The sequence below is a fragment of the Caulobacter sp. CCG-8 genome, from assembly GCF_037402475.1.
Classification (GTDB): Bacteria; Pseudomonadota; Alphaproteobacteria; order Caulobacterales; family Caulobacteraceae; genus Caulobacter.
Map to the genome: position 1 here is coordinate 67,269 of NZ_JBBEUD010000016.1, position 26,007 is coordinate 93,275.

Consider the following 26,007-nt stretch of genomic DNA (forward strand, 5'->3'; position numbering starts at 1 on the left):
CGACAACGCCCGCCGCGCGGGATAGGCCGCTAGGGGTAGCGAAGGAGACGAAGATGGGCGTTCCCAAGGGCAAGCGCGACTTCCGCGACGAGGACCGCCTGGATCCGCGCGAGCGCCATCAGGTCGAATACTGGATGAAGCGCTGGGGCGTGACCAAGGACCAGCTGGTGGCGGCCCACCGCAAGGTCGGCAATTCGATCAAGGACATCGGCGCCGAGCTGGGCAAGAAGCGCTAGCTAGCGCTTATCCCGCCGGAACTTCGCGGCTTCGGCCGCCAGGGACGAGGCCGAGGGATCGAAGTCCTCCGGCTCGGGTTCGAACGGCAGATGACCGGCCACGCCGCGCAGGGCCAGCCACAGTGGATGGCTGAAATGGCCCAGGATCCGCAGCGGCCGGCGCTTGTCGTCGGTGACGTCCCAGCCCTCCAGCTCGAACTGGTCGGCCTGGTCGCGCATCGACTTGACGTCGATGCCGTCCCAGCCCGGCGGATCGGGGATCAGCGCCGCCTCGTCGGCCGTCAGGCCGAAGGTGTCGCGCGCCAGTTGATCGATCTCGGGGAACTGGGCCCGCGCCTCCGGATCGGCGAACGACGGCTTCATCAGCGCCCGGGTCTCCAGGTCGGCGAAGCCGGGCAGGTCGATCAGGCGGCGCGGAGGCATGGACCTCAGCCCTCGGCGTTGTCGTTGCGCCAGTAGGGCTCGACCTTGCCCTGCAGCTTGATGGTCATGGGGTTGCCCTTGCGGTCGACGGCCTTGCCGGCGGTCACGCGGATCCAGCCCTCGCTGACACAGTACTCGTCGACATTGGTCTTCTCGACGCCGTTGAAGACGATGCCCACGCCGCGCTCCAGGACGTCGGCGTCGTGGTAGGGGCTGCTCGGGTTGGTGGCCAGGCGGTCGGGAAGCGTGTCGCTCATGGGATGGTCTTTCGAAGAATTTGGACAGCTAGCGCCGTCGAACGCGCGTGATAGCCACCCGGGGCCGCAATTCCAATAGGATTGCACGCGATCGCGCGAACCGCCGCGACAAGGTCATGGTCGCCTGCTAGCTACGGCGCGTCCTCTTTTCGGAGTCCGCATGCTGCGTCGCCTCTACGACTGGGTCATGGGCCTGGCCGCCTCCCGTCATGCCCCCGCCAGCCTGTTCGCCGTCTCGTTCGCCGAAAGCTCGTTCTTTCCCGTCCCCCCCGACATCATGCTGGCCCCCATGGTGCTGGCCAAGCCGGAGAAGGCCTGGCGCTACGCGGCCCTGTGCACGGTGGCTTCGGTGCTGGGCGGCCTGCTGGGCTACGCGATCGGCTACTTCTTCCACGAGGCCGCCCAGCATCTGCTGGCGGTGCTGGGCAAGCCCGACGCCCTGCGCGATTCCGAATGCTGGTACGACCGCTACGGCTCGTGGGTGATCATCATCAAGGGCTTCACCCCGATCCCGTTCAAGCTGATCACCATCACCTCGGGCCTGCTGAAGTTCAGCCTGCCGATCTTCGTCGCCGCCTGCGTCTTCACGCGCGGCATGCGGTTCTTCCTGGTGGCCTTCGTGGTCAAGAAATTCGGCCCGGCCATGATGCCGGTGATCGAGCGCCGCCTGGCCCTGTTCGCCGGCATCCTGATCGCCCTGCTTGTCATCGGCCTCGGGGCGAGCCACTTCTTGGGTGGAAGCAGTGGCGGAGCGTGCGCGGGATGACGATCGAGAACATCGACGACAAGGTGGTCCATATCCGCGCCACGGGCCCGGCCCCGACTCGGGGCGCGCTGGACCTGATCGCCGAGCAATGGGCCGTCGTGGCCTTCCTCGCCTGCGCCGTCATGCTGGGCGCGGCCCACGCCTTCGAGACCTTCGGCAAGCTGGCGCCCTGCCTGCTGTGCCTCAAGCAGCGCGAAGTCTACTGGGTCACCGGATCGGTGGCGCTGGCCGGCGTTGTGCTGTCGCGCACGCCCTGGGCCGACCGCGTGCGCAAGCCGCTGGTCCTGCTGCTGGGGATCGGCTTCCTGTACGGCGCGGGCGTGGCCGTCTACCACGCCGGCGCGGAGTGGAAGTTCTGGCCCGGCCCCGCCGCCTGCGCCGCCGCCGGCGCCAAGGCCACGGCCGGCGACCTGGCCGCCCTGCTGAAGGGCGCCAAGATCTCGGCCCCGTCGTGCGACAAGGCCGTCTGGATCTTCCTGGGCCTGTCGATGGCCGGCTGGAACGCCCTGATCTCGCTGGGCCTGGCGATCGCATCCTTCTTCGCCGGCCTGCGCCAGTCCTCGCCCAAGACTACGGCCGCCTGAGATGAGCCAGCCCGTCCCTCCCCGTCCCGGCGCCGGCGCCCAGAAGGCGCGGCTCGCGGAAATCCTGCGGGTCGACCAGGCCGGCGAGCTGGCGGCCGTCCACATCTATCGCGGCCAGCAGGCGGTGATGCGCCAGGCTCCGGGCCGCGAGCGGATCGCCGACCAGCTGCAGGAAATGGAGGGCCACGAACAGGTCCACCTGAGCCGCTTCAACGAACTGCTGGGCGAGCGGGAAGTGCGCCCCACCCTGATGTCGCCCGTCTGGCGCGCGGCCGCCTTCGCCCTGGGCGCCGGCACCGCCCTGCTGGGCGAGAAGGCCGCCCACGCCTGCACCGAGGCCGTGGAGACGGTGATCGAGCAGCACTACGCCGGCCAGATCGCCGAGCTGGAGGCCCGCGATCCGGCCCTGGCCGCCGAACTCAGCCAGTTCCGCGACGACGAGCTGCACCACAAGGAGATCGCCATCGGCGAAGGCGCCCTGGAAGCTCCGGCCTATCCGCTGCTGTCGGCGGTGATCCGCGCCGGCTGCCGCGCGGCGATCAAGATCAGCGAGAAGATCTGACCCACGTTCGCTGAAACGCGGGAATAACCGCCCCCGAAACTTCCCGCTTGGCGGCGTGCGTGGCCGAGCTTACCCATGTCGCCCAGAAAACGCGTCGCGAGGGGAGTTTCGCTTTGCCTATCCAGTTTCACCGCCGGGCCGCGGCCCTGTGCGCCGTTTCGTTGCTGGCGCTGGCCGGCGCGGTTCACGCCGCGACTCCGGTCAATCCGCCCAAGCCGACGCCGACCACCGCCCTGACCCTGGGCACCGGCGGCCAGATGCCCGCCGAGGAAGCGGCGGTGTCGATCGAGCACGTCGACCTGAAGCTGAAGGTGATCCCCAAGACCAAGTCGATCGAGGGCGACGCCACCCTGACCCTGGCGGTCAAGAGCGCCCTGCCCCGCATCGTCCTGGACTTCGACAAGAACTTCGCGGTCAGCGCCCTGCTGGTCGACGGCAAGCCCGCGACCTGGACCAACCCCGAGGGCCGGCTGACCATCAACCTCGCCGCCCCGATCCAGGCCGGCGCCAAGACGACCGTCCAGATCCGCTACGCCGGCCAGCCGCACGAGGCCGAGAAGGCGCCGTGGGACGGCGGCTTCGTCTGGAAGACCACCCCGACCGGCGAGCCCTGGATCGCCAGCGCCGTGCAGGGCGACGGCTGCGACCTGTTCTGGCCGTGCATCGATTTCCCGACCGGCGAACCGCTGCAGGTCGACTTCTACGTGACCGTGCCCGCCCCGCTGTCGGCCCCGGCCGGCGGCGTGCTGGTGGACGTCCAGGAGAAGGACGGCTGGCGCACCTTCCACTGGCGCCAGAAGCAGCCCGACACCTACGCCGTCGCGGTCAATGTCGGCCCCTATGACAAGCTGGAAGCGACCTACAAGAGCCGGTTCGGCGACAGCTTCCCGATCGAGTACTGGTATCTGAAGAGCGACGATCCGGCGAAGGCCAAGGCCCTGTTCGCCGAGTTCCCGACCACGCTCGACTTCTTCGAGCAGATGATCGGCCCCTACCCGTTCCGGTCCGAGAAGCTGGGCGTCGTCGAGACCCCGCACCTGGGCATGGAACACCAGACCATGAACGCCTACGGCAACGAGTACAAAAAGGACGTCTACGGCTACGACTGGCTGTTCCAGCACGAGCTGTCGCACGAATGGTTCGGCAACCAGGTGACCAATGTCGACTGGGACGACATGTGGATCCACGAGGGCCTGGGCAGCTACATGCAGCCGCTGTTCTCGCAATGGCTGCACGGCGACATGGAATACATGACCCGCCTGAACGCCCAGCGCGTGCAGTCCAAGAACGCCTTCCCGATCGTCTCCGACAAGGTGATGACCGAGGATCAGGTCTACAAGCCCGAGGGCGGCCCAGCGAACGACATCTACGCCAAGGGCTCCAACGTCATGCACACCCTGCGCGCGACGATCGGCGACGAGGCCTTCTTCAAGTCGGTGCGCACCCTGGTCTATGGCCGCCCCGATCCCAAGCCGGGCAACTTCGCGCCGCGCTACGCCACGACCAAGGACTTCATCAAGATCGTCAACGACGTGACGGGCAAGGACTATCAGTGGTTCTTCGACGCCTACTTCTATCAGGCCAAGCTGCCGGAACTGCTGACCACGCGTGACGGCGACGACCTGGTGCTGAGCTGGAAGACGCCGTCGGGCAAGGCCTTCCCGATGCCGGTCGAGGTCAAGGTCGGCGACAAGATCGTCGCCGCGCCGATGAGCGACAACACCGGCCGCGTCAAGGTGGGCGACGCCGTGCCGGTGATCGTCGATCCGGCCTCCAAGATCCTGCGCCGCCAGCCCTATCTGGAAGAGTACGCGGCCTGGAAAAAGGCCGACGACGCGGCCAAGGCCGCCGAGGCGAAGAAGGCCGAGGACGCCAAGAAGACTCCGGCGAAGAAATAACGGACGCCGCGGGCCCGCCGCTCCCGGAATCCGGGGCGCGGCGGGCCTTGGTCATCTTCCGTTGACCCTGTTCCTTCACGGCTTGTAGGCCAAGGCGCCCTAAGGCTTTGGGCTCGTAGCGAGCCAGGAAGCCGATGCTGACGCCCAACCATGTCGTGACCACCGCCCGCGCCGTCCTGGTGGTCGGCGCCCTGACCGCTGCGGTGCTGATGCTGGGTCCCTGGCCGGGTCTGGAGCAGGTGTTCGGCCTGAGCGACAAGGCGGCCCACGCCCTGGCCTTCGGCGGCCTGCTCGCCGTCTCGTTCGTGGCTTTCCCCCGCATGCGCCGCAACGACCTGGCCGTCGCCGCGATCCTGCTGGGCGCCAGCGTCGAGGCGGCCCAACTGTTCACCGCCGACCGCAGCGCCTCGATCGGCGACCTGCTGGCCGATACGGCCGGCGTGGCCGTCATCTATCTGGCCAGCCACATCGAAGGCCTGCGCGCCATGGCCCGCCAACGGGGCGCGGCGACCTTCGCCGAGATCGCCGCCCAGGATCGCCGTCGCGGCGCGCGCCGCTTGGCGCCGGTGATCCAGGCCGCCTTCCCGGCTCCCGCCGAGGCGGAAGCCGAACGCTCCACCGGCGGCTTCGCCAGCCGGGCGGCCCGACGCTTCCCGCGCCAGGCCTGAGCCGCGTCAGGTGATGCGCTTGACGCTGACCGGGTCGCTGCCCGGGAAGCTTTCTTCCAGTCCCTCGTCCAGCAGGGCTTCCTGACGGCTCTCCGAGCACTCGACCTTCTCGGCCAGCTGATCGTGCTTCTCGCCCTCGGCCAGCGGGGTTTCGGCCTCGCGGGAATGGGGAGCGTCGAAGTGCTTGTCCTCGTGCCGGACCTTGCCGTCGCTGGCCATGTCGGCTGTCGAGGCGCTGGTGCCGTGCGTGAAGTGGCGGCCGGTTTCTTCTTTTTTATGGCCAAAGATCATGGGGTCTCTCCCGATTTTTCGCCCGAAGGCGTTGGGGATAGAACCCGTGAGCGGGCGCCCGGGTTGCGCGCTAGAGCCCGAACACCACGGTCCACAGGACCACGTTGGCCAGCGTCATGGCGGCCATCAGCCATCTTAGGCGACGTTTGACGCTCAGGGCGTGTCCGTGCTCGTGAAGCGTCGGACCGGAAAGCATCGAAAGCCTCGAAGGCGTCGAAGAACTGGCAAGCATCGAAACCCTCCCACTGGACGGCCCCCGTCCTTGGGGTCCGCCCAGCGGCGAGTCGATGCAAGCAGAGCCACAAAGCTTTGTTTTGTAGACATTTTCGCGACTCAGTGTCGTCGCGGTCTAGGCTTCCAGCTCGATGTCCCAGTAGAGGTAGTCCAGCCAGCTGGCGTGCAGGTGTCCCGGGGGGAACCGGCGACCGCGATCCTGCAGCTCGTGCATGCTGGGCCGGCGCGCGGTGTGGAACGGATGCATGCCGGCTTCGCGCGGCGTGCGGCCGCCCTTGTGCAGATTGCAGGGCGCGCAGGCGGTGACGATGTTCTCCCAGGTGGTCCGGCCGCCGCGCGAGCGGGGGATCACGTGGTCGAAGGTCAGTTCGTCGGGCGAACCGCAATATTGGCAGGAGAACCCGTCGCGCAGGAACAGGTTAAAGCGGGTGAAGGCCGGCGGACGATCCTGCGGCACGTACTGCTTCAGCGACACCACGCTGGGCAGCTTCATCTCGAACGAGGGCGAGTGAACCACGTGGTCGTAGGTCGAGACCACGTCGACACGCTCAAGGAACACCGCCTTGATCACCTCCTGCCAGGGCCAGAGGGACAGAGGATAGTAGCTCAGGGGCCGATAGTCGGCGTTGAGGACAAGCGCCGGCATGCCGGACGGTGGACGGGACAGCACCTGCATCAGGGCCTCCCTCTGGAGCGGCACGGGCTCCGATGGAGCGGATACGCGGTCGGACTGAAGACGGGCCTCCTTCCTGCGCGTTCTCGGGAATCGCCATTCACTCCCGAACGCATGGAAAGGATGAGCCAACTCGACGACAGAACCAAGACATCCTTGCGCTTGGCGCGTGAACGATCGCGGCTATGGTCGGCGACGGACCTTGGGGAGTCTTCGCCATGCCGCCACCCGCCCTCGCCGCGATCGTCCTGGCCGGTCTTCTGGCGTCCGGGCCGCCTGTTCCCTTGCTGCCCGACGTGGTCGATTCGCCCGACACCGAGGTCCGCCCCGCCTTCAGCCCCGACGGCCGATGCGTGCTGTGGGGGTCGATCGGCGCGCCCAAGACGCCCTGGCGCATCCTGCAGACCTGCCGCGACGGCGCGGGATGGTCCAGGCCCGAGGCGGTGTCGTTCGACGGGCCCGACAACGACTTCGATCCGGCTTTTTCGCCGGACGGCAGGACGGTCTATTTCTTCTCCAACCGCCCGGGCGGCCAGGGCGGCGACGACCTCTACGCCGTGGACCGCAACCCGGCGACCGGGGCGTTCGGAACGCCGCGCAACCTGGGTCCGCGCTTCAACACGCCCGGCGACGAATGGGCGCCTTCCCCCACCGCCGACGGGCGGCTGATCTTCTCGTCCGACGGCCACGGCGGGCTGGGCAAGCAGGACCTGTTCGAGGGCGAGCTGGCGGGCGACGCCCCGGTGCGCGGCCTGGGGCCCGAGGTCAATGGCCCGCTGGACGACTTCGACGCGACCTTCCTGGCCGACGGCCGCACCCTGGTGTTCAGCTCGGGCGACCTGAAGGCCGAGACCCGCGTGACGCTGAACAGCGCCCGGCGCGGCAACGACGGGCGGTTCGGCCCGCGCAAGGTCCTGGCCGCGCCGATCAACTGTTCCGAGGCGATCAACAACGGACCCGCCGTCGATCCCAGGCGGCCGGGCGTGCTGTTCTATTCGGCCTATTGCCCGGCCCTGGGTCCGGGCCGGATGGACATCTTCGAGGTTCCCGCCCCGACGCCCTAGGCGACGGCGATGATCTCCACCTCGCCGCCGGCCACCATGGCGGTGTCGCCGACGCCCTTGCCCAGCAGGGCCCGGGCCACCGGCGAGACGTAGGACACCGAGCCGTTGGCGGGGTCGGCCTGGTCCTCGCCGACGATGCGGAAGGTCTGGCGGCGGCCATCCTCGCGGTCGAAGGTGACGGTGTCGCCGAACTGCAGGCCTTGGGCGGACGGATCGCGCTCGCGCAGCTGGGCGCTGGCGCGGCGGGCCGACCAGTAGCGCAGGTCGCGGGTGGCGCGGGCCATGGCGGTGCGGTCCTGGGCGACGTCGCCGCCGGCCTGGGCGGCGCTGTAGGCGGCGCGGGCCTCGGCGAGCGCCGCCTCGATCTCGGCCAGGCCGTCGGCCGTGACCAGGTTCGGATGCGGCGAGATCGGACGGTCCAGCAGGTCGGCGGCGAACGCCTCGCTGTCGCCTTCCTTGGTGAAGGCGACGCTCATGGCCGCGTCTCGGCGGAAGGGAAGCTAAGGGTCATGTCTGGAAAATCCGGCCCGCGGCGGGATGTTCCGCGACAGGAAGATCGGACGTAAGCGCCCCGCGTCGCGGGATCAAGACGCGCAAAAGCCGCCGGCGGGCAAGCGCGGGCGGCTTCGAACACTTCAGGCGGGTTCCTGGCGGCGGCGATCGTGTCGGCGGGACGGCGTGGGGATCCGCTGGGTCCCGTCGGCCACAAACGCTACCGGAGCTTAGATCGCGATGCCGATCAGGGCGGCGGCGACGCCGACGGCGGCGGCCAGGAAGAAGCCCACGGCCATGCGGTCGAGAGCGGTTTCGAAAGCGAAGACGGTATTGGTCATCACACACATCCTTGAGTTTGGGTTGCGAGGCGCGGTGATCGAGAAGGCCGCCCCCGTTCCAGACCGAGTCCGATCTGGACAGCGCTTAGATAACACCTATCTGAACGACGTCAAGATGAATCTTTACGCCGTTAGGATGGATTTTTGAACAGGAACGGTTACAGTGTCGGAGATGACCCAGACTCCCTCCTCCTTGGCGCCGTCCGAAGCCCGCCCCTACCACCATGGCGACCTCAGCCGCGCCCTGGTCGAGGCCGCCCGTCGCATCCTCGAGACCGAGGGTCCGGCGGCGCTGTCGCTGCGGGCGGTGGCGCGGGAGGCGGGCGTCAGCCCGGCCGCGCCCTACCACCACTTCAAGGACAAGGGCGAGCTGCTGGACGCCGTCGCCCACGAAGGCTGGCACGCCCTGGACGCCGCCCTCACCGAAGCGCGGGCCAAGTCCGTCGACAGCAAGGAGCGGATGACCAGCCTGGGCGTGGCCTATGTCTGTTTCGCCCGCGACAACCCCGCCCTCTATCGCGTGATGTACGACTGCTCGCGCGACAAGGACGCCCTGCCCGACCAGATGAAGGAAGAAGGCGCCTACTGCCAGGTGCGCAACACCATCGACGAGCGCAGCGGCGGCACGGCCTCGCCGATCGACCTGGAGCTGGCCACGATCGCCGCCTGGTGCGCCGGCCACGGCCTGGCCGAGATGATCAGCTTCAAGCAGTTCGCGCCGCTGAAGGAGGCCCTGGGCGGCGAAGAGGCCTTCCTGCGCGGCGTGTTCGAACATCTGGGCATGTTCGCCAAGCTCGACCAGGCCTGAATCTGTTGATCGGCGAACGCCGCACGCCCCCTCCGTCTCGTCGCTGCGCGCCGAGCCACCTCCCCCGTACGTTCCGCTACGGGTGAGGAGATGACCTTCGCCACCCGCTTCGCCCCCTCCCCGACCGGCCATCTGCATCGCGGCCACGCGTTCTCGGCCCTGACGGCCTTCGACGCCGCCCAGGCCGAGGGCGGCCGTTTCGTGCTGCGGATCGAGGACATCGACGCCACCCGCAGCCGGCCCGAGTTCGAGGCCTCGATCCTGGAGGACCTGGCCTGGCTGGGCCTGACGTGGGAACGCGTCGTCCGCCGCCAGTCCGAGCACCTGGCCGAGTATCACCGCGCCATCGACGTGCTGCGCGAGAAGGGCCTGGTCTATCGCTGCTTCCGCACCCGCAAGGAGTTGGACATCGGCCGCGCCCCGCACGAGCCGGCCAGGCCCTTCGTCGGCGGCCCGCTGCCGCCCGCCGAGGAGGCCGCGCGGCTGGAGCGCGGCGAGGCCTTCGCCTGGCGGCTGTCGCTGGACGCGGCCCGCGGCGCCCTGGGCGGTTTCGACGGCCTGGCCTTCGTCGAGGAGGGCGCGGGCCCCGACGGCGAGACCGGCCTGATCCACGCCCGCCCCGAGACCGCCGGCGACATCGTCCTGGCCCGCAAGGACGTCGGCGTGGCCTATCACCTGGCCGTGGTCCTGGACGACGCCCTGCAGGGGATCACCCACGTGATCCGCGGCCAGGACCTGTTCGAGGCCGCCCACATCCAGCGCCTGCTGCAGGCCCTGCTGGACCTGCCGACCCCGACCTACCGCCACCACCGCCTGCTGGTCGGTCCCGACGGCAGGCGCTACGCCAAGCGCGACAAGGCCCAGACCCTGCGCGAGCTGCGGGCGGCGGGCGTGACGCCCAAGCAGCTGCGGGCGGAGATGGGCCTCTAACCGCCGCCGGCCTGATCCACCAGCTGGCTCATCGCCTTCAGATAGACCCCGAAGGCCGCGCGCCCCTCGTCGGTCAGCCGGACCCGGGTCAGCGGCTTGCGGCCGACGAAGCTCTTGTCGATCGCCACGTAGCCGGCGTCCTCCAGCTTGCGCAGGTGGACCGAGAGATTGCCCTGGGTCACCTCCAGCAGGTCCTTCAGCTCGGTGAAGTCCGCCACCTCGGCGCTGGCCAGATAGGCGACGATCCCCAGCCGCACCCGGCCGTGGATGACGTCGTCCAATCCGCTGATGTCGAACCTGCCGCTCACGCCCGCCTCAGGCCGCCGCCGTCACGGCGCTCTGGCGCAGGGCCTGGCGCATCATCCAGAAGCCCGGAACCATCATCAGGGCGAAGAGCCCCAGGGTGGCCACCAGCAGGAAGAGGTCCGGGCGATCGATCAGCAGGCCCATGGCCAGGCCCGCCCCGATCCATCCGATCGACACCAGCGCCGTCCACAGCTTCTTGCGCAGCATGAAGATCACGTACCAGACCGCGCCCTGCAGCACGAAGACCACCGCCGGATGGAACAGCCAGTAGCGGAAATCGTGGTTGCGCGTGGCGGCCGCGGCGAAGATCACGACCAGCGTCAGGTTGGCGATCCCCGCGCCCTGGAAGGCCGCGTTGACGGCCCGATTGGCCACGCCGTGGGTCGGCCGCTTGCGATCGACCACGATCACCACGGTCATCAGGACCAGGAAGATCAGCGTCGGAACCCAGGCCAGCGCCAGATTGCCCGCCACCGACATGCGAAGCACTCCGGCTGCCTGGGCGTAGTGGCCCAGGCACTCCAGGCCGTAGATCAGCCCCGCCGAGCCGTAGAGCGCGCCGCCGGCCACGCCGATCCCGCCTTCGCCCCGCCCCTCGGCCAGGGTCCGCAGGAAGGCCAGGTCGTCCTGCATGGACTTGATCTTGTCGTTCATGGGCAAGGTCCCCCTCGTTTGCGCATCATGGCCGGTCACAGGATTCGTCCCAACAGCGGCAGGCGTCGCAGGGCCAGGGTCAGCAGCCAGCTGAGGGCGATGGCGGCGGCGGTCACGACCAGCCCCTTGGCCAGCCCGCCCCAGGTCTGGGGCAACAGCAGCCAGCCCAGCCAGGCGGTGAAGACGTAGTGGGTCAGGTACATGCCGTAGGCGTTGGCCTGCAGGCTGCGCCCGACCGGCCCGGTCTTGCGCGCGAAGCGCAGGAACACGGCCGTCACCGCGAAGGTCAGGCTGGCGCAGGCCACGACGAAGGCCAGGCCGCCCACCACGTCCAGCACCGGCTTGGGCGGCGGGTTGGGCGAGAAGGCGACGATGAAGACCGCGATCGCCGCGATCACCGCCGGGACGGGCAGGATCTGCCACGCCCACCAGCGTCGGGCCAGCGCGCCCTGCGGATCGGTCAGCCCCTGGCCGACGCCCGCCGCCCCGAACGCCAGGCCGGCCAGGAAATAGACGAGGTAGTGGCCGATGCGGCCGGTCTGGACCGTGAACGGCCCCTCCGTAGTCCAATGGCCGAACGACAGCACCATGTTCAGCGGCACATAGGCCAGGGCGCTGGCGGCGATCAGCAGCAGGAAGGCGCGACCCGGGCGCCGCGCGGCGCCTTGCATCCAGCGACCCAGCGCCGGGATCAGACGGGGGAACAGGGCGTCCAGCGCCGCCGCGACCGCGCCGAACGCCAGCAGCACCCACAGGAACCAGGCCGGGCCGCTGGGCCAGAACGGCAGGTGGGTCCAGGCCTGGACATAGGCGCCCAGCGACGGCGTCCCGCCCGACTGCAGCCAGGCCGGATAATAGGCCAGCGGCGCCAGCAGCCCCGTCCCGATCACGAACGGGACGCCCAGCCGCAGCGCCCGGCCCTTCAGGAAGCCGCCCGTCCCCTTGGCCTTCAGGCTCTCGGCGACGAACAGCCCCGAGACCAGGAACATCGCCGACATGAAGAAGATGTCGTTGACCAGGGTGAAGAGGCCGAAGCCGGCGAACCTCTGAGGGTCCACCACGGGGAACGCGGTCCACAGGATCGGCGGGGCCCCGAACGCCTTCGTCGGCGGCGCGTACGGATGATAGGTCAGTACCGCATGGTGGGCGACGACCAGCAGGGTCAGGAAGGCCCGCATCGCGCCGACGGGCGCGTTTCGGACGACGGAACCGGCCTGGGCCGGGGTCTCCAGGGATTTCAGAGGCGCGTGCATGGCCGGGCTCCGTTGCGATGGCCGGACCGTGCATCAACTTGTTTGTTTTGTAAACTAGTTGATCGAACATCGTTGCGCGACATGAGCGCGGGCGCTCGCCGTCCGACACCCTTGCCCCCTCCCCGCCGTCATGCTCACTGCTGGGCTTCAGCACGACGGGATTCACATGAGCAAGATGATCTGGGGCGCCGCCCTGTCCGGCGCGTTCGCCGCCCTGGCCCTGGCTGGCTCGGCCCACGCCGCCGAACCGAAGTTCACCCCGGGCGCCTGCGCCGGCGACTATTCGGGCGTCGCGAACAAGATCGAGTGCGGAACCCTGACCGTCGACGAGACCCGGGGCGGGCCCGGCACGCGGCGCGTCTCGCTTCCCGTGACCATCGTCAAGGCCAGCGCCCCCAAGCCCGGCGCGGTCCCTGTGGTCTATCTGCACGGCGGTCCGGGCGGCGGCCTGGTCGAAGGCGTCGGCCGGCTGCTGCGCGGCGTCAGCGGCCGCGAACTGGTCGCGGTCGACCAGGACTGGATCTTCTTCGACCAGCGCGGCGGCGGCGTGGCCCAGCCCCTGCTCGACTGCGGGACCCTGGCGCTCAACGACGCCGGTCCGCTGAGCGACGCGGCCGCCCAGCAGGCGATCGCCTGCGCCCAGCGCCTGAAGGAGTCGGGCGTCGACCTCTCCCGCTACAACGCCGAGGAGGTGGTCAAGGACATCCAGGACCTGCGCAAGACCCTGGGCCTCAAGCAGATCGACCTGATGGGCGTCTCGTACGGCACCCGCATCGCCCTGGCCGTGGTCAAGCACGACCCGGCCGGCGTGCGCGCTGTGGTGCTGGATTCGCCCTGGACGCCCGAAGCCAAGTGGGCCGAGGGCGGGCCGGAGATGGTGTCCGACGCGGTGAAGGAGATCTTCAAGCGCTGCGCCGCCGACGCCGCCTGCAACGCCAAGTATCCGCATCCGGGCGCCGACCTCGACGGCGTGGCCGCCAAGCTGCTGGCCGCCCCCGTGGTCCAGAACGGCCAGACCTACACCGCCGACCTGCTGGGCGGCTTCCTGATGGACGCGGCCTACAGCGGCCCCGACGCCCGCGCCCTGCCCGCCACCGTGGCCAAGTTCGCGGGCGGCGACCTGTCGGCCCTGGACGACACCCGCGCCGGGGCCGGCTATCGCGAGGCCCAGTTCTTCACCCACCTGTGCAAGGAAGAATTCCCGTTCGAGAGCGAGGCGGCCACGCGCGCCGGCGCCCAGCGCGACGTGGTCAGCCGCCTGACCGAGAAGTCGTTCGGCCGCCTCTTCACCGTCTGCAAGGCCTATCCGGTCGGCGCGCCCGACCCGGTCGAGGCCCAGCCGGTCTCCAGCGCGATCCCGACCCTGTTCCTGGCCGCCGAGATCGACCCCGGCTGCCCGCCCTCCGTGGCCAAGGCGGCGGTCAGCCGCTTCTCCAAGGGCCATCTGACCATCATCCCTAACGCCACCCACGGCGTGTCGCGCGGCAGCACCTGCGCACGCAAGATGATCCGCGGCTTCCTCGCCGACCCGACCGCCCCGATCGACCAGAGCTGCCTGCATCCGGAGCACGACAAGTTCGTGTTCGACCTCGGGGAATAAAGACTTATCTCTTTATATCAGTGACTTATCCGCCGCAGTGACGGGGACATGCCCTTGCGGCGTGTCCTCAACCGCCTGGCTCGGCGCGAAATCTGGGGACACGCCCAAGGGCATGTCCCCGTCAGAGACGCGTCTCCGCCCTCCGGGAATTTCCAGCCGACCGATGAGGGTTCCGCACCATGGCGCGCTCCGATCCCCGACCGGATAGTCCCATCCGGCCCAACAGGCGCCGGGTGGAGAGCGTATCGTGGAACAGCGTCGATCCCGCCGTTGGGCGCTCGCCATTTCCGTAGCCGCCTGCGGCCTCTCCCCTCTCTCGGCCCATGCCCATGAGAGCGACGTCGAGCTGGCCAAGAAGCTGAACAATCCGGTCTCGAACCTGATCAGCGTGCCGTTCCAGCAGAACTACGACTGCTGCTACGGCCCCGAGGACGGCGGGCGCTACACCCTGAACGTCCAGCCGGTGATCCCGCTGTCGCTGAACCAGGACTGGAACCTGATCGTCCGCACCATCGTGCCCATCGTGAAGAAGGAGCACGCCTATCCGGGCGACGACACGGCGTTCGGCCTGAGCGACACCACCCAGAGCTTCTTCATCTCGCCCAAGGCCGAGCACAACGGCCTGGTCTGGGCGGTCGGGCCCGCCGTGCTGTGGCCGACGGGCGAGTCGGACCTGGGGACCAAGAAATGGGGCGCCGGCCCCACCGCCCTGCTGCTCAAGCAGGAGCACGGCTACACCTACGGCGTGCTGGCCAACCACATCTGGTCGTTCGCCGACGCCGGCGACCACGACCGGCCGGACGTCAGCCAGACCTTCATCCAGCCGTTCTTCAGCTACACCGACAAGGCCACGACCACCTACGGGATCAACGCCGAGAGCACCTACAACTGGAAGACCAAGGGCTGGACCGTGCCGATCAACCTGACGGTCAGCCACGTCTACAAGTTCGGCGAGCAGAGGGTGTCGCTGGGCGGCGGCGTGCGGGCCTACGCGGCCCAGGACGGCGTCGGTCCGGAATGGGGCCTGCGGTTCATCGCCACCTTCCTCTATCCGAAATAGAGCCGCGCCCAGAAAGGCAGTCATGACCGAGCCTCCGGGATCCCGCCCTGTCCTGCCCTCCGACCTCGGCGCCGTGCGCACGGTGCTGGCGGCCGACCGGACCCTGATGGCCTGGCTGCGCACCTCGCTGTCGATGCTCAGCTTCGGCTTCACGATCTACAAGTTCCTGGAGACCGCCGCGAAGGCGGGGTCCCTGGCGCGTCCGGAAAGCCCGCAGAAGGTGGGCCTGTTCCTGGTCGCCATGGGCACGGCGGCCATGGTCATGGGCGTGATCGACTACTGGATCACGGTCAGGCACGTGCGCAAGACCGAGGCCTTCCGGCTGGGGCGGTCGGTGCTGGCCATGTCGCTGCTGCTGGCGCTCGCCGGTGTCGCCCTGTTCCTGGCGATCATAGATCGGGCCGTCTGAGCCCTACTCGACCACCCAGTAGCGATAGCCGTAGGCCGGCACAAACCCCAAGCCGCTGTACAGGGCGATGGCCGGGGCGTTGTCGGCCTCGACCTGCAGGTAGGCGCGCCGCGCGCCCAGGGTCGCGGCCTCGTGCAGCAGGGCCGCCAGGACCCGGCTGGCCAGACCCCTGCGGCGGTGCGCCGGCAGGGTGCGCATGCCGAAGATCCCCGCCCACTCGCCATCGACGGCGCCGGCGCCCAGGGCCGCCACCTCGCCATCGACTTCCAGCCGCGCGAAGCGGGCCGGCGCGGGGATGCGGGACAGGGCGTCCAGGCGCTCGCGGGCGTCGGCGGCGTTGCCGGCGGCGCTGGCGGTCAGCACGGCCTCGAAGGCCGGATCGGGCGCGTGCGACAGGGTGACGGCCAGGTCCGTGGCGCCCGCGATCGTCCCCCCGGTCTCGCCCACCATCACCAGGGTGCCGTGGGTGGGCCGGTAGCCGCGGGCGCGCAGGTGTTCGGAGAGGTTGGCCGGGACCACCGCCCCGTCCGACAGCTTGAACCGGGCCGGCAGGCCGCGCGCGGCGTAGAAGGCCTCGGTGGCCGCGATGGCCTCGTCGATGGGCCGGTCGGGCTCGCCCAGCGGCCAGCAGGCGTTGATGCGCAGCGACCAGCCGTCCGAGGCGTTCAGCCGCCAGCCGCCCAGGGCCCCGCTCTGGCGCGCCGGCCAGGCGCGATCGGCCACGATTTCGAGGAAGCGGGGATCGACGGTCATCGACTCATCAATAGCAGAAGGGCGCCGGCTCGTTGGAACCGGCGCCCTTCAAATTCGCGTAGAGGCCGCGAGCCTAGAGCGGCTTCAGGTTGGACGCCGCGATCTTGCCGCGCTCCTCGGCGGTGTCGAAGCTGACCTTCTGGCCTTCGTCCAGGCCGCGCAGGCCCGCCCGCTCGACGGCGCTGATGTGGACGAACACGTCCTTGCCGCCGTCATCGGGCTGGATGAAGCCGAAGCCCTTGGTGCCGTTGAACCATTTCACCACGCCGGTCGCCATGGAGTGTCTCCTAGAGATAGCCGATCCAATGCCCGGACAAGCGGGCGGTAACAATCTCAGTCGTCCGGGTAGCGGTTCGCGGGCCCAAATCCAGGATTGCACGGCACAGTGGACACGCCCCCGTTGAGGGGTCAATTCAAAAAACACGGATATTCCTGGGCGTGCGCCACGGGTTTTCACCCGTCTGCGGTCAGTGTTCGCGCAGCAGGGCCTCGACCAGGGCGCGGGCTTCGGGGCTGTCCCACTCGGCCGGTCCCGCCAGCCGGGCCCGCTCGCGCCCCTGCTTGTCGTAGAGGACCGTGGTCGGATAGCCCTGGGCGCGCGGGTCCAGCTCGAACGACAGCTTGTAGCCGGGGTCGCGATAGACCTGCAGCGGCGGATTGGCGGCCATCTCGGCCTGGACCAGGTTGAGGTCGCTGTCGCGGTCGACGCTGATCGGCAGCACCTTCAGCGGCTGGGTCGCGTAGGCGCCCTGCAGCCGGGCCAGGGTGGGCATCTCCTTCTTGCAGGGCGCGCACCAGGTGGCCCACAGGTTCATGACCACCACCTGGCCCTTGAAATCGGCCAGGGTGTGGGGCTTTCCGGCCCCGTCGGTGAACACCGTGGCCGGCGCGGCGCGCGGCTGGGCCGGCACGTCCAGCTTTGCTAAGGACGCTTTCTTGAATTCGTTGAGGTCGAGCGCGCCTGCGGGTTTGAACGAAGCCTGAGCGATGACGTATAGAATCGCCGCGACGCCGATCAGCAGCGCGGCGCCGATCACCCACTTCAGCGGGCCGAGCTTGCGCGCGGCTTCGTCTCTTTCCGACTGGAATTGGCTCATATGACCGACAACGCCTCCGATAAGCCCGCCGCCAACGGCCAGGGCCAAGCCATGTGGGGCGGAAGGTTCTCGGCCAAGCCGGCGGAGCTGATGCAGGCGATCAACGTCAGCATCGGCTTCGACAAGCGCCTGTGGGCGCAGGACCTGGCGGGCTCCCGCGCCCATGCGCGGATGTTGATCAGCCAGGGCGTGATTGCAAGCGCCGACGGCGAGGAAATCCTCAAGGGCCTGGACGCCATCGAGGGCGAGATCACGGCCGGGGCCTTCCCGTTCCGCGACGAATACGAAGACATCCACATGAACATCGAGGCGCGGCTGCGCGAGTTGATCGGCCCGACGGCCGGCCGGCTGCACACCGCCCGCTCGCGCAACGACCAGGTGGCCGTCGACTTCCGCCTGTGGGTGCGCGAGGCCTGCGAGCGTTCGGCCGGCCAGCTGGAGGCGCTCCAACGCGCCCTGATCGCCCAGGCCGAGGCCCATGCCGACGCCCTGATGCCGGGCTTCACCCACCTGCAGCCGGCCCAGCCGGTGACCTTCGGCCACCACCTGATGGCCTATGTCGAGATGTTCGGCCGCGACGCCTCGCGCTTCCGCGACGCTCGCGCCCGGATGAACGAGTGCCCGCTGGGCGCCGCGGCGCTGGCCGGCTCGCCCTTCCCCATCGATCGCCATCAGACCGCCGCCAGCCTGGGCTTCGACCGCCCGACCGCCAATTCGCTGGACAGCGTCTCGGCCCGCGACTTCGCCCTGGAGGCCCTGTCGGCCGCCTCGATCGCCGCCACGCATCTGTCGCGCCTGGCCGAGGAGATCGTGCTGTGGACGACGCCGATGTTCGGCTTCATCAAGCTGACCGACGCCTTCACGACCGGCAGCTCGATCATGCCGCAGAAGAAGAACCCCGACGCGGCCGAGCTGATCCGCGCCAAGGTCGGCCGGATCCTGGGCTCGCTCACCACCCTGACCGTGGTGATGAAGGGCCTGCCGCTGGCCTATTCGAAGGACATGCAGGAGGACAAGGTCCCCACCTTCGAGGCCTTCGACGCCCTGGAGCTTTCCCTGCTGGCCATGACCGGCATGGTGTCGGACCTGACCCCGAACACCGAGAAGATGGCCGCCGCCGCCGGCGCGGGCTTCTCGACGGCCACCGACCTGGCCGATTGGCTGGTCCGCGAGCTGAACATGCCTTTCCGTGACGCCCACCACGTGACAGGCTCGGCCGTGAAGGCCGCGGAGACCAAGGGCGTCGACCTGGCGGACCTGTCGCTCGGCGAGTTCCAGGCCATCGAGCCGCGGATCACCGACGCGGTCTACGCCGTCTTGACCCCGGCCGCCTCGGCGGCCAGCCGCATGAGTTATGGCGGGACCGCTCCCGCCCAGGTCCGCGCCCAGATCGCGCGTTGGAAGGAACTGCTCGGATGATCCGCCCCGTCACTATCCTGACCGTCGCCGCCCTGGCCCTGACCGCCGCCGCCTGCGGCAAGCAGGCCGAGCTGGAGCGTCCCGCCCCGCTGTGGAACGCCCAGAAGAAGGCCGCCTACGAGGCCGAGCGCCGCAAGGGTTCCGCCACGGCCAACCAGCCGGCCCGCGCCAACGGCACCCAGGAGAACATGGACCCGGCGTCGAGCAACCGCACGACCCGCGCCGCGCCGCTGGGCGGCACCCAGTCCGACCCCTTCGGCGGCCCCTCCGGCGCCGGCTTCCCCAGCTCGCAGCCCAACTAGGCCTTCTTAAGTGAACCATTTCGAATACGGCCCGGAGGGCCTGGCCTGCGAAGGCGTCCCCCTGGCGCGCATCGCGGCCGAGGTCGGCACGCCGGTCTATGTCTATTCCCGCGCCACCCTGGAGCGGCACTTCACGGTGTTCCGCGACGCCCTCCTGGCGGCCGGGGTGGCCGATCCGCTGGTCGCCTACGCGGTGAAGGCCAATTCCAACGTCGCGGTGCTGAAGGTGCTGGGCAAGCTGGGCGCCGGCGCCGACACCGTGTCGGAGGGCGAGGTGCGCCGCGCCCTGGCCGCCGGCATCCCCGCCGAGCGCATCGTGTTCTCGGGCGTGGGCAAGAAGCGCGGCGAGATCGCCTTCGCCCTGAAGGCCGGCGTGGCCGAGATCAACGTCGAGTCCGAGCCCGAGCTGAACCTGATCGCGGACGTCGCGGCCGGTCTGGGCCTGAAGGCGAAGGTCGCGTTCCGGGTCAATCCGGACGTCGCGGCCGGCGGCCACGCCAAGATCGCCACCGGCAAGTCCGAGAACAAGTTCGGCGTCTCGTTCGCCGAGGCCGCGCGCCTCTACGCCAACGCCAGCAACAACGCCAATCTCGAACCGATCGGCGTGGCCTGCCACATCGGCAGCCAGATCACCGATCTCGCGCCGATGCGCGCGGCCTTCACCAAGATGCGGGGCCTGGTCGAGCAACTGCTGGGCGAAGGCCTGCACGTCGAGCGGCTGGACCTGGGCGGCGGCCTGGGCGTGCCCTATTTCAACCACCCCGAACCGCCCTCGCCGGCCGAGTTCGCCAAGATGGTCGGCGAGGTCACCCAGGGCCTGCCCGTGACCCTGGCCTTCGAGCCGGGCCGTGTCATCGCCGCCAACGCCGGCGTGCTGGTCTCGGAAGTCATCCACGTCCACGAGCGCCCGGAAGGCCGCAAGTTCCTGGTGATCGACGCGGCCATGAACGACCTGGTGCGTCCGGCCATGTACGACGCCTTCCACGACATCCGTCCCGTGACCAAGCGGGCCGGCGAGGCCGTCTACGACGTGGTCGGGCCCGTCTGCGAGACGGGCGACACGTTTACACGTGATCGCGCTTTGCCGCCGCTGGCGACAGGCGACCTGGTGGCCTTCATGTCGGCCGGGGCTTACGGCGCGGCCATGGCCAGCGAGTACAACACCCGCCAGCTGGTGCCCGAGGTGCTGGTCGACGGCGACAAGTACGCCGTGATCCGGGCCCGTCCCTCGTACGAGGAGATGCTGGGCCGGGACGTGCCGCCGGACTGGGTGTAGGCGTCCTCGGCCCAGGAGGACTCAAGGGCGACCCCGCCGGACATCGCGCGCCGCGACCTGCCTAGCTGTTCCCCACGCCCGACGCGGCTGCGTGGAGGACCTTGCCCAGCATGTCCGTGGCGCTGAAGCCGGCCGGGGCCTGGCGCGGCGGGAAGTCCGTGAACGTCGCCGCATGCACCTGGAGCAGGTAGGCCGCCGGCATGACCGTCCACAGCTTCTCGCCGACATAGATCGGGTAGTAGGGCGCGTCCATGTGCTGCTCGAACGGGTCGTTGCGCAGATTGACGGGCTGGGGGACGGTCGGCGTGCGCAAGGTCCCGGCGAACCAGTCGTCCTTCAGCGCGAAGTGGATCTTCCAGTCGCGGAACCGCACGGCGAACAGGTTCTGCTCCCCGTAGTAGAAGAACTCCTCGCGCGGCGAGTCCTCGGCCTGGCCGGTCAGGTAGGGAAGCTGGTTGTAGCCGTCGAGATGGACCTTGAAGGTCTTGTCGCCGGCCTGGTGGCCGCTCAGCAGCTTGTCCTTGATCTCGGGCTCGCCGGCCGCCGCCATCAGGGTCGGCACGACGTCCTCCAGCGAGAAGATGCCGTTCAGCACCTGGCCCTCGGGAATGTTTCCCGGCCAGCGGATCAGGAAGGGCGCGCGGAAGCCGCCCTCCCAGCCCAGGCCCTTCTCGCCCCGGAACGGCGAGGTGCCGCCGTCGGGCCAGCTGAACTTCTCGGCGCCGTTGTCGCTGGTGAAGACGACGATGGTGTCGTCGGCGATCCCCAGGTCGTCGAGCTTCTTCAGCAACTCGCCCACGACCCAGTCCAGCTCCATCAGGCCGTCGGCATAGACGCCCAGCCCGGTCTTGCCCGCCCAGCGCTCGGACAGCCGGGTCCAGACGTGCATGCGGGTGGTGTTGTGCCAGAGGAAGAACGGCTTGCCCGTCGCCGCCGCGCGATCGAGGAAGTCCAGCGAGTGCGCCAGCAGGTCGTCCTCGACCGTCTCCATCCGCTTGCGGGTTAGCGGGCCGGTGTCCTTGATCGTCTGCTTGCCGACCCGGCCGAAGCGGGGGTCGACGGTCGGGTCGTCGGTGTCGGTCGCCTTGCACTCCAGCACGCCGCGCGGCGCGAAGAGGGTTTTGAATTTCTGGTTATCCTTGGGGTAGTCGGGCTGCTCGGGCTCTTCCTCGGCGTTGAGGTGATAGAGGTTGCCGTAGAATTCGTCGAAGCCGTGAACGGTGGGCAGGTATTCGTTGCGATCGCCCAGATGGTTCTTGCCGATCTGGGCGGTCATGTAGCCGAGCGGCTTGAGCAGCTCCGCCAGGGTGGGATCCTCCTTCTGAAGGCCCTGGGGCGCGCCCGGCATGCCCACGGTGGTCAGGCCGGTGCGGATGGGCAGCTGACCGGTGATGAAGGCGGCGCGGCCGGCGGTGCAGCTGGCCTGGGCGTAGGCGTCGACCAGCAGGGCGCCCTGCTTGGCGATCCGGTCGATATTGGGCGTCTTCGTGCCCATGACGCCCCGGTGATAGGCGCTGACCTCGAACCAACCCAGGTCGTCGGCGATGATGGCCAGGATGTTGGGACGCTTGGCTTGGCTCGGCATGGGCGGGCCTCCTCGCTCGGATGATCGCTTGCGCCGGGAGAGACCGGCGGTCGCGATTACGGCGAGGCTGTTCGGATGTTCCTATCAGGCGAAACCCGGAGGGCTCCGAGAACTACCCACCGGGCCGGTCGGTGTTCGATATGGGACGGGGGCGACGCAAATGTCCGCACCCCTGCCATAGCCTAGGTATTCGTACCTAGGCCACAAAGCCCCTACTTGTTACAGGGGATTAACCTCCGCCGCCCAAACCTCGCGACCGAGTTTGGTAGTGGAGTCGACACATGGTCGAGTTCGACAGCATCGAGGCCCAGCGCCGCGTCGGGGGCCATCTGGTCCTGGCCTGCATCGCCGCGATGATCCTGATCGTGCCGGCGGCCCGCCTGTTCGCCGGCGGCCCGGTCCTGGGCCTGGCGCTCGGGTCGGTGGGCCTGGGCGCGCTGGCCTGGGGCGGCTTCGCCATCTGGCGCGACAGCGCCGCCCAGCGGATCTCCACCGCCATCAGCCTGGCCGGCCAGGTGACCCTGTTCGTCGCCGCCTTCTCCGGCCACGCCTGGCAGACCGACGCGCGCATGGCCTATCTGGCCGGCCTGGCCCTGCTGGTGGCCTATGGCGACTGGCGGGTGGTGGCGGTCGGCGCGGCCAGCATGGTGGCCATCGACGTCGGCGCGTCGATCGTCGCGCCCAACCTGCTGATGCTGGGCGCGGCGACGCCCCTGCGGATCGCCTTCAACGCCGGGGTCACGCTGGTCACGGCCTGGTCGCTGATCTGGCTGACGGCCAGCGTCTCGCGCCTGTTCGTCACTGTCGGCGCCCGCACCGACAAGGCCCTGACCGCCGCCCGCGAGGCCGACGCCGCCAACGCCGCCGCCGAGACCGCCCGCGCCGCCCGCGACGCAGACAACGCCGAACAGGCCGCCCAGAAGGCCGCGCTGGAAGCCGAACAGGCGCTGGTGGTCGACACGGTCGCCACCGGCCTGGCCCGCCTGTCGCGCGGCGACCTTACCTGCCGCCTGACCCAGCCCTTCGCGACGCGCTACGAGCCGCTGCGCGACGACTTCAACGGCGCGATGGAAAAGCTGCAGGCGGCGATGCGCGAGATCACCGGCAACGCGGCCACCATGGGCGCCGGCGTGGCCGACATGGCCCGCGCCACCGACGAACTGGCCGACCGCACCGAGCAGCAGGCCGCCAGCCTGGTCGAGACCGTCGCCGCCCTGGACCAGATCACCGCCGCCGTGCGCTCCACCGCCGAGGGCGCCCACCAGGCCAACGCCGCCGCCGCCAGCGCCCGCGCCGAGGTCGAGCGCTCGGACCCGGTGGTCACCGAGGCGGTCGAGGCCATGACCCTGATCGAGGCCTCGTCCGGCAAGATCGGCCAGATCATCGGCGTGATCGACGAGATCGCCTTCCAGACCAATCTGCTGGCCCTGAACGCCGGGGTCGAGGCCGCCCGGGCCGGCGACGCCGGTCGCGGCTTCGCGGTCGTGGCCCAGGAAGTCCGCGCCCTGGCCCAGCGCTCGGCCGACGCGGCCAAGGAGATCAAGGGCCTGGTCAACGAGTCCGGCGCCCAGGTCGCGGCCGGCGTCGAGCGCGTGGGGCGCACCCGCGAGGCCTTGCAGCGGATCGTCGCAGTGGTGGCCAAGATCGACCAGCAGGTCACCGCCATCGCCCGCTCGGCCCAGGACCAGGCCCAGGGCCTGGGCGAGGTCAACACCACCATGGCCGAGATGGACCGCGTGGTGCAGCGCAACGCCGCCATGGTCGAGGAAACCACCGCCGCGGCCCAGACCCTGCAGGTCGAGAGCCGGGAGCTGTCGGCGCGGGTGGATATCTTCGACGTGGGGCGGAAGGATTCAGCGCGCGAGCGGCGGGCGGCCTAGCGTGATTTGCGGGAAGGCGGCATTTGGCATATGCTACGGCATAGGCCGGAGCTTTCGCCATGGGCTACGAGAAGCACGTCAAACTGTTCCGCAACGGCCGCAATCAAGCTGTCCGCATCCCTCGTGAAGTCGAACTTCCGGGCGACGAGGCCATCCTGCGCAAGGATGGCGACCGTCTGATCCTGGAGCCCGCCCCCAAGCGCTCGCTATTGGCGGTCCTGGCCTCGCTGGAGCCCATTGAAGACGATTTCGCCCCGATCAACGATCCGGCTCCCGAGCCCGTCGATCTGTGAGCGCACTCCGCCTCCTGGACACCAACATCCTATCGGACCTGGTGCGCAATCCGAGCGGCATGGCCGCAAGTCGCCTGCAGGAGGTCGGCGAGGTCGATATCTGCACGAGCGTGATCGTCGCCGCCGAACTGCGGTTCGGGGCCGCCAAGCGAGGCTCCGAGCGCCTGACCCGCCAGTTGGAACAAGTGCTCGCCGCGATCGAGATTCTACCGCTGACGTCGCCAGCCGATCATATTTACGGCTGGCTGCGAGCCCGTCTTGAGCGGAATGGCGCGCCAATCGGCGGCAATGACCTTCTGATCGCGGCTCACGCCTTGGCGAGCGGATGCATCCTAGTCACCGACAATGAGCGAGAGTTCTCCCGCGTCGAAGGCCTAACGATCGAGAACTGGTTACGTTAGTCCAGCGCCCCGACGTACGGCAGCCCGCGGCTCTTGCCTTCGTCATCCAGGCCGTAGCCGACCAGGTAGCGGGCCGGGGCTTCCCAGGCGATGAAGTCGGGCTCGATGCGCGGCTTGTCCCACGGCTTGCGGGCGAAGACGGCGGTCAGCACCTCGCTGGCGCCGGCGTCCTTGACCAGCTTGGCGGCCTCGCCCAGCGACAGGCCGGTGTCGAGCACGTCGTCCACCACCAGGGCGCGGCGGCCCACCAGCGGACGCTGCAGGTCGGCGCGGACCTCGCAGCGGCCCGAGCTCTTGCGCTCGTCGTGATAGGAGGCCAGCCACAGGGCGTCGAAGCGCACGTCCCGGCCGGCGCGCCACAGGGCGCGCGTCAGGTCGGCGGCGAACCACAGGCCGCCCGTCAGCAGGCAGACGACGACGGTGTCGTTGTCGATGCGCGGGGCGATGGCCTTGGCCAGGGCTTCCACCCGCTCGGCGATTTCCTCCTGAGAAATCAGGACTTCGGGGGCGGGGCGTTCGGTCATTTCAGGATTTCTTGGTCAATGATGGTCGGCCGGGGCCGGTTCGACCGTTCCGGTCTCATGACCTGGGGGCTCGTGTCCAGCCCCTTGCGCGTCGTCGACCGACGGTTGCCCGCCCGCCGCCAGCTCCGCCGGCTGGTCCTGGGCGCCGCGCAGCGACGGCGCCTCGGGGTTCGAGATCTTCTCGACATGGCCCGCCGGCCCGGCGTGCTTGGCCGCGCCCGGCTCCAGGGCGAAGCCGATCTCCAGGGTGTTGGCCGTGCGGGGCGGATCCAGCAGGGTCACGGCGAAGTGCCGGGTCTGGCTGGGCGGGATCAGCGGATCGGCGGCGGCGGCCAGTTGCCCGGCCACGCGCTTCTCGTGCTTGTTCAGCAGGGCCACCCGCAGCGGCGGCGTCGACACCGGGTGGTCGGTGATGTTGCGGATGACGCCGGTGATGGTGATCGCGGCATGGCCGTTCTGCATCGACGGCTCGGCCTTCAGGTCCTCGACCACCAGGCCGACATTGTTCACGGGCATCCGCGCGAAGGCGTAGGCGCCCGCCGTGCTGGGCCACAGGTGGGCGACGTTCATGCGGAACACGCCGGCGGCCACCAGCAGCAGCACCATGACCGCGACCATGCCGCCCCAGATGATGCCGGTGGTCTTGGCTTCCTTCAGGCGGCGCTCGGCGTCGGCGCGCGCGCGGAACACCTTGGGCAGTTCCTCGCCCGGCAGTTGGTCGACGGGGGTCTCGGGATCGTCGGCGGCGTTCTGGGCTTCCAGCTTGGCCAGCACCTCGGCCGCGGCCAGGTCGGCCGCCGAGGGCTCCTCGAACAGGTCGAGGTCGTCTTCGTTCCGCGCGGTCCAGCGGGCGCCGCACGACGCGCAGCGCACCGTACGACCCGAGGGACCAACCTTGGAATCGTCGACGAAATAGCGGCTAGCGCACTCGGGACAGGTCAGTATCATGGCCGCGAATCGGACGCTCC

At 69.4% G+C, this 26,007-nt stretch carries 33 protein-coding genes; 18 read left to right on the plus strand and 15 right to left on the minus strand.

Translation table 11 applies throughout. The features are described 5' to 3' along the window. Nucleotides 1-53: 53 nt before the first annotated feature. Nucleotides 54-236, plus strand: a complete 183-nt coding sequence (locus WAE60_RS16255) for a DUF3606 domain-containing protein (RefSeq protein ID WP_029916884.1) — start codon at nt 54-56, stop codon at nt 234-236. Here WAE60_RS16255 and WAE60_RS16260 read toward each other — a convergent pair whose 3' ends face one another. Together WAE60_RS16260 and WAE60_RS16265 are read right to left on the minus strand one after the other, a co-directional pair. After that, nucleotides 237-659: a hypothetical protein gene (locus WAE60_RS16260; RefSeq protein ID WP_029916886.1), complete on the minus strand. Its 423-nt coding sequence runs from the start codon at nt 657-659 to the stop codon at nt 237-239. It abuts the gene before it with no gap. 5 nt (nt 660-664) lie between these two features. After that, entirely contained in the window at nt 665-916 is a 252-nt protein-coding gene (locus WAE60_RS16265) for a DUF3297 family protein (protein WP_337687536.1), read from the minus strand. A gap of 160 nt (nt 917-1,076) precedes the next feature. On the opposite strand from WAE60_RS16265, the gene WAE60_RS16270 reads away from it, so the two are divergent. The 5 genes from WAE60_RS16270 (at nt 1,077) to WAE60_RS16290 (ending at nt 5,394) form a co-directional block, all read left to right on the plus strand. Then, on the plus strand, nt 1,077-1,682 hold the full coding sequence (locus WAE60_RS16270; protein ID WP_029916890.1) for a YqaA family protein: 606 nt from the start codon (nt 1,077-1,079) through the stop codon (nt 1,680-1,682). Beyond that, complete coding sequence (locus WAE60_RS16275; RefSeq protein ID WP_337687537.1) at nt 1,679-2,266, plus strand: disulfide bond formation protein B; 588 nt, start codon at nt 1,679-1,681, stop codon at nt 2,264-2,266. Before WAE60_RS16270 ends, WAE60_RS16275 begins: the two co-directional genes overlap by 4 nt. A gap of 1 nt (nt 2,267) precedes the next feature. After that, complete coding sequence (locus WAE60_RS16280; protein ID WP_029916895.1) at nt 2,268-2,828, plus strand: demethoxyubiquinone hydroxylase family protein; 561 nt, start codon at nt 2,268-2,270, stop codon at nt 2,826-2,828. 113 nt (nt 2,829-2,941) lie between these two features. Continuing rightward, a complete protein-coding gene (locus WAE60_RS16285; protein WP_337687538.1) occupies nt 2,942-4,726 on the plus strand; it encodes a M1 family metallopeptidase in 1,785 nt (594 codons plus the stop codon). Between the two features lie 134 nt (nt 4,727-4,860). After that, nucleotides 4,861-5,394, plus strand: coding sequence for a VanZ family protein (locus WAE60_RS16290; RefSeq protein WP_337687539.1), 534 nt, complete (start codon nt 4,861-4,863; stop codon nt 5,392-5,394). Between the two features lie 6 nt (nt 5,395-5,400). Here WAE60_RS16290 and WAE60_RS16295 read toward each other — a convergent pair whose 3' ends face one another. Continuing rightward, a complete protein-coding gene (locus WAE60_RS16295; protein WP_029916901.1) occupies nt 5,401-5,685 on the minus strand; it encodes a hypothetical protein in 285 nt (94 codons plus the stop codon). Between the two features lie 349 nt (nt 5,686-6,034). Further along, a complete protein-coding gene (locus WAE60_RS16300) occupies nt 6,035-6,598 on the minus strand; it encodes an HNH endonuclease (RefSeq protein ID WP_089930049.1) in 564 nt (187 codons plus the stop codon). A 212-nt stretch (nt 6,599-6,810) separates the two neighbouring features. On the opposite strand from WAE60_RS16300, the gene WAE60_RS16305 reads away from it, so the two are divergent. Then, nucleotides 6,811-7,656, plus strand: coding sequence for a hypothetical protein (locus tag WAE60_RS16305; RefSeq protein ID WP_337687540.1), 846 nt, complete (start codon nt 6,811-6,813; stop codon nt 7,654-7,656). Here the strand turns inward: WAE60_RS16305 and greA are convergent. Together greA and WAE60_RS16315 are read right to left on the minus strand one after the other, a co-directional pair. After that, entirely contained in the window at nt 7,653-8,132 is a 480-nt protein-coding gene (gene greA / locus WAE60_RS16310; RefSeq protein ID WP_029916905.1) for a transcription elongation factor GreA, read from the minus strand. The two genes, WAE60_RS16305 and greA, sit on opposite strands and share 4 nt — an antisense overlap. 246 nt (nt 8,133-8,378) lie before the next feature. After that, entirely contained in the window at nt 8,379-8,489 is a 111-nt protein-coding gene (locus WAE60_RS16315; RefSeq protein WP_231499546.1) for a hypothetical protein, read from the minus strand. Between the two features lie 172 nt (nt 8,490-8,661). Between WAE60_RS16315 and WAE60_RS16320 the strand changes: the two genes are divergently transcribed. Together WAE60_RS16320 and gluQRS are read left to right on the plus strand one after the other, a co-directional pair. After that, nucleotides 8,662-9,297 carry a TetR/AcrR family transcriptional regulator gene (locus WAE60_RS16320; RefSeq protein WP_029916907.1) on the plus strand — a complete coding sequence of 212 codons (636 nt, stop codon included), beginning with the start codon at nt 8,662-8,664 and terminating at the stop codon, nt 9,295-9,297. Nucleotides 9,298-9,387: 90 nt separating this feature from the next. Further along, a complete protein-coding gene (gene gluQRS / locus WAE60_RS16325) occupies nt 9,388-10,227 on the plus strand; it encodes a tRNA glutamyl-Q(34) synthetase GluQRS (RefSeq protein ID WP_337687541.1) in 840 nt (279 codons plus the stop codon). Here gluQRS and WAE60_RS16330 read toward each other — a convergent pair. The 3 genes from WAE60_RS16330 to WAE60_RS16340 are packed head-to-tail and all read right to left on the minus strand — an operon-like array spanning nt 10,224 to nt 12,440. After that, nucleotides 10,224-10,535, minus strand: a complete 312-nt coding sequence (locus WAE60_RS16330; RefSeq protein ID WP_029916911.1) for a transcriptional regulator — start codon at nt 10,533-10,535, stop codon at nt 10,224-10,226. The genes gluQRS and WAE60_RS16330 overlap by 4 nt on opposite strands. A 7-nt stretch (nt 10,536-10,542) precedes the next feature. After that, nucleotides 10,543-11,187 carry a hypothetical protein gene (locus WAE60_RS16335; protein ID WP_337687542.1) on the minus strand — a complete coding sequence of 215 codons (645 nt, stop codon included), beginning with the start codon at nt 11,185-11,187 and terminating at the stop codon, nt 10,543-10,545. Between the two features lie 35 nt (nt 11,188-11,222). Beyond that, on the minus strand, nt 11,223-12,440 hold the full coding sequence (locus WAE60_RS16340) for an acyltransferase (RefSeq protein WP_337687543.1): 1,218 nt from the start codon (nt 12,438-12,440) through the stop codon (nt 11,223-11,225). Nucleotides 12,441-12,606: 166 nt separating this feature from the next. Here WAE60_RS16340 and WAE60_RS16345 point away from each other — a divergent pair, with 166 nt between their 5' ends. The 3 genes from WAE60_RS16345 to WAE60_RS16355 all read left to right on the plus strand — a co-directional run bounded on the left by WAE60_RS16345 (nt 12,607) and on the right by WAE60_RS16355 (nt 15,509). After that, nucleotides 12,607-14,040 carry an alpha/beta hydrolase gene (locus WAE60_RS16345; RefSeq protein WP_337687544.1) on the plus strand — a complete coding sequence of 478 codons (1,434 nt, stop codon included), beginning with the start codon at nt 12,607-12,609 and terminating at the stop codon, nt 14,038-14,040. Nucleotides 14,041-14,287: 247 nt separating this feature from the next. Next, complete coding sequence (locus tag WAE60_RS16350) at nt 14,288-15,100, plus strand: hypothetical protein (protein ID WP_337687545.1); 813 nt, start codon at nt 14,288-14,290, stop codon at nt 15,098-15,100. Between the two features lie 22 nt (nt 15,101-15,122). Beyond that, nucleotides 15,123-15,509 carry a DUF202 domain-containing protein gene (locus WAE60_RS16355; protein WP_029916921.1) on the plus strand — a complete coding sequence of 129 codons (387 nt, stop codon included), beginning with the start codon at nt 15,123-15,125 and terminating at the stop codon, nt 15,507-15,509. A 3-nt stretch (nt 15,510-15,512) separates the two neighbouring features. On the opposite strand, the gene WAE60_RS16360 is transcribed toward WAE60_RS16355, so the two are convergent. The 3 genes from WAE60_RS16360 to WAE60_RS16370 all read right to left on the minus strand — a co-directional run bounded on the left by WAE60_RS16360 (nt 15,513) and on the right by WAE60_RS16370 (nt 17,359). After that, nucleotides 15,513-16,262, minus strand: coding sequence for a GNAT family N-acetyltransferase (locus WAE60_RS16360; RefSeq protein ID WP_337687546.1), 750 nt, complete (start codon nt 16,260-16,262; stop codon nt 15,513-15,515). A 73-nt stretch (nt 16,263-16,335) separates the two neighbouring features. After that, entirely contained in the window at nt 16,336-16,539 is a 204-nt protein-coding gene (locus WAE60_RS16365) for a cold-shock protein (protein WP_029916924.1), read from the minus strand. A gap of 190 nt (nt 16,540-16,729) precedes the next feature. After that, a complete protein-coding gene (locus tag WAE60_RS16370; RefSeq protein WP_337687547.1) occupies nt 16,730-17,359 on the minus strand; it encodes a TlpA disulfide reductase family protein in 630 nt (209 codons plus the stop codon). On the opposite strand from WAE60_RS16370, the gene argH reads away from it, so the two are divergent. Genes argH through lysA form a run of 3 tightly spaced genes read left to right on the plus strand, consistent with a single transcriptional unit; the run spans nt 17,360 to nt 20,356 of the window. Next, nucleotides 17,360-18,778, plus strand: coding sequence for an argininosuccinate lyase (gene argH / locus WAE60_RS16375; protein WP_337687548.1), 1,419 nt, complete (start codon nt 17,360-17,362; stop codon nt 18,776-18,778). It begins immediately after the preceding gene. Further along, nucleotides 18,775-19,080 (plus strand): hypothetical protein, encoded by a 306-nt coding sequence (locus WAE60_RS16380; RefSeq protein WP_029916931.1) that lies wholly within the window; start codon nt 18,775-18,777, stop codon nt 19,078-19,080. Before argH ends, WAE60_RS16380 begins: the two co-directional genes overlap by 4 nt. Nucleotides 19,081-19,090: 10 nt before the next feature. Further along, on the plus strand, nt 19,091-20,356 hold the full coding sequence (lysA, locus tag WAE60_RS16385) for a diaminopimelate decarboxylase (RefSeq protein ID WP_337687549.1): 1,266 nt from the start codon (nt 19,091-19,093) through the stop codon (nt 20,354-20,356). Nucleotides 20,357-20,417: 61 nt separating this feature from the next. On the opposite strand, the gene WAE60_RS16390 is transcribed toward lysA, so the two are convergent. Next, entirely contained in the window at nt 20,418-21,941 is a 1,524-nt protein-coding gene (locus WAE60_RS16390) for an arylsulfatase (RefSeq protein ID WP_029916935.1), read from the minus strand. A gap of 281 nt (nt 21,942-22,222) precedes the next feature. Here WAE60_RS16390 and WAE60_RS16395 point away from each other — a divergent pair, with 281 nt between their 5' ends. Genes WAE60_RS16395 through WAE60_RS16405 form a run of 3 tightly spaced genes read left to right on the plus strand, consistent with a single transcriptional unit; the run spans nt 22,223 to nt 24,515 of the window. After that, the gene (locus WAE60_RS16395; protein WP_337687550.1) at nt 22,223-23,821 is read left to right on the plus strand and encodes a methyl-accepting chemotaxis protein; all 1,599 of its coding nucleotides are present in this window, start codon (nt 22,223-22,225) and stop codon (nt 23,819-23,821) included. Nucleotides 23,822-23,880: 59 nt separating this feature from the next. Beyond that, nucleotides 23,881-24,114: an AbrB/MazE/SpoVT family DNA-binding domain-containing protein gene (locus tag WAE60_RS16400; protein WP_029916938.1), complete on the plus strand. Its 234-nt coding sequence runs from the start codon at nt 23,881-23,883 to the stop codon at nt 24,112-24,114. Beyond that, nucleotides 24,111-24,515 (plus strand): type II toxin-antitoxin system VapC family toxin, encoded by a 405-nt coding sequence (locus tag WAE60_RS16405; protein WP_337687551.1) that lies wholly within the window; start codon nt 24,111-24,113, stop codon nt 24,513-24,515. The genes WAE60_RS16400 and WAE60_RS16405 overlap by 4 nt, the downstream gene beginning before the upstream one ends. Here the strand turns inward: WAE60_RS16405 and WAE60_RS16410 are convergent. Both WAE60_RS16410 and WAE60_RS16415 read right to left on the minus strand, forming a co-directional pair. Beyond that, on the minus strand, nt 24,512-25,039 hold the full coding sequence (locus WAE60_RS16410) for a phosphoribosyltransferase family protein (protein ID WP_029916943.1): 528 nt from the start codon (nt 25,037-25,039) through the stop codon (nt 24,512-24,514). The two genes, WAE60_RS16405 and WAE60_RS16410, sit on opposite strands and share 4 nt — an antisense overlap. A gap of 15 nt (nt 25,040-25,054) precedes the next feature. Continuing rightward, nucleotides 25,055-25,987, minus strand: coding sequence for an MJ0042-type zinc finger domain-containing protein (locus WAE60_RS16415; protein ID WP_337687552.1), 933 nt, complete (start codon nt 25,985-25,987; stop codon nt 25,055-25,057). Between the last annotated feature and the right edge of the window lie 20 nt (nt 25,988-26,007).

Bases quoted from the DNA above. Each gene is read 5' to 3' on its own strand.
- WAE60_RS16335 (WP_337687542.1), bottom strand. From the start codon at position 11,187: ATGAACGACAAGATCAAGTCCATGCAGGACGACCTGGCCTTCCTGCGG.
- WAE60_RS16265 (WP_337687536.1), bottom strand. From the start codon at position 916: ATGAGCGACACGCTTCCCGACCGCCTGGCCACCAACCCGAGCAGCCCC.
- greA (WP_029916905.1), bottom strand. From the start codon at position 8,132: ATGAGCGTCGCCTTCACCAAGGAAGGCGACAGCGAGGCGTTCGCCGCC.
- WAE60_RS16365 (WP_029916924.1), bottom strand. From the start codon at position 16,539: ATGGCGACCGGCGTGGTGAAATGGTTCAACGGCACCAAGGGCTTCGGC.
- WAE60_RS16275 (WP_337687537.1), top strand. From the start codon at position 1,679: ATGACGATCGAGAACATCGACGACAAGGTGGTCCATATCCGCGCCACG.
- WAE60_RS16400 (WP_029916938.1), top strand. From the start codon at position 23,881: ATGGGCTACGAGAAGCACGTCAAACTGTTCCGCAACGGCCGCAATCAA.
- WAE60_RS16360 (WP_337687546.1), bottom strand. From the start codon at position 16,262: ATGACCGTCGATCCCCGCTTCCTCGAAATCGTGGCCGATCGCGCCTGG.
- WAE60_RS16270 (WP_029916890.1), top strand. From the start codon at position 1,077: ATGCTGCGTCGCCTCTACGACTGGGTCATGGGCCTGGCCGCCTCCCGT.
- WAE60_RS16370 (WP_337687547.1), bottom strand. From the start codon at position 17,359: ATGAGCCAATTCCAGTCGGAAAGAGACGAAGCCGCGCGCAAGCTCGGC.
- WAE60_RS16355 (WP_029916921.1), top strand. From the start codon at position 15,123: ATGACCGAGCCTCCGGGATCCCGCCCTGTCCTGCCCTCCGACCTCGGC.
- WAE60_RS16380 (WP_029916931.1), top strand. From the start codon at position 18,775: ATGATCCGCCCCGTCACTATCCTGACCGTCGCCGCCCTGGCCCTGACC.
- WAE60_RS16295 (WP_029916901.1), bottom strand. From the start codon at position 5,685: ATGATCTTTGGCCATAAAAAAGAAGAAACCGGCCGCCACTTCACGCAC.
- WAE60_RS16305 (WP_337687540.1), top strand. From the start codon at position 6,811: ATGCCGCCACCCGCCCTCGCCGCGATCGTCCTGGCCGGTCTTCTGGCG.
- WAE60_RS16345 (WP_337687544.1), top strand. From the start codon at position 12,607: ATGAGCAAGATGATCTGGGGCGCCGCCCTGTCCGGCGCGTTCGCCGCC.
- WAE60_RS16280 (WP_029916895.1), top strand. From the start codon at position 2,268: ATGAGCCAGCCCGTCCCTCCCCGTCCCGGCGCCGGCGCCCAGAAGGCG.
- argH (WP_337687548.1), top strand. From the start codon at position 17,360: ATGACCGACAACGCCTCCGATAAGCCCGCCGCCAACGGCCAGGGCCAA.
- WAE60_RS16415 (WP_337687552.1), bottom strand. From the start codon at position 25,987: ATGATACTGACCTGTCCCGAGTGCGCTAGCCGCTATTTCGTCGACGAT.
- WAE60_RS16290 (WP_337687539.1), top strand. From the start codon at position 4,861: ATGCTGACGCCCAACCATGTCGTGACCACCGCCCGCGCCGTCCTGGTG.
- WAE60_RS16255 (WP_029916884.1), top strand. From the start codon at position 54: ATGGGCGTTCCCAAGGGCAAGCGCGACTTCCGCGACGAGGACCGCCTG.
- WAE60_RS16320 (WP_029916907.1), top strand. From the start codon at position 8,662: ATGACCCAGACTCCCTCCTCCTTGGCGCCGTCCGAAGCCCGCCCCTAC.
- WAE60_RS16390 (WP_029916935.1), bottom strand. From the start codon at position 21,941: ATGCCGAGCCAAGCCAAGCGTCCCAACATCCTGGCCATCATCGCCGAC.
- WAE60_RS16315 (WP_231499546.1), bottom strand. From the start codon at position 8,489: ATGACCAATACCGTCTTCGCTTTCGAAACCGCTCTCGACCGCATGGCC.
- WAE60_RS16340 (WP_337687543.1), bottom strand. From the start codon at position 12,440: ATGCACGCGCCTCTGAAATCCCTGGAGACCCCGGCCCAGGCCGGTTCC.
- WAE60_RS16410 (WP_029916943.1), bottom strand. From the start codon at position 25,039: ATGACCGAACGCCCCGCCCCCGAAGTCCTGATTTCTCAGGAGGAAATC.
- WAE60_RS16260 (WP_029916886.1), bottom strand. From the start codon at position 659: ATGCCTCCGCGCCGCCTGATCGACCTGCCCGGCTTCGCCGACCTGGAG.
- WAE60_RS16395 (WP_337687550.1), top strand. From the start codon at position 22,223: ATGGTCGAGTTCGACAGCATCGAGGCCCAGCGCCGCGTCGGGGGCCAT.
- gluQRS (WP_337687541.1), top strand. From the start codon at position 9,388: ATGACCTTCGCCACCCGCTTCGCCCCCTCCCCGACCGGCCATCTGCAT.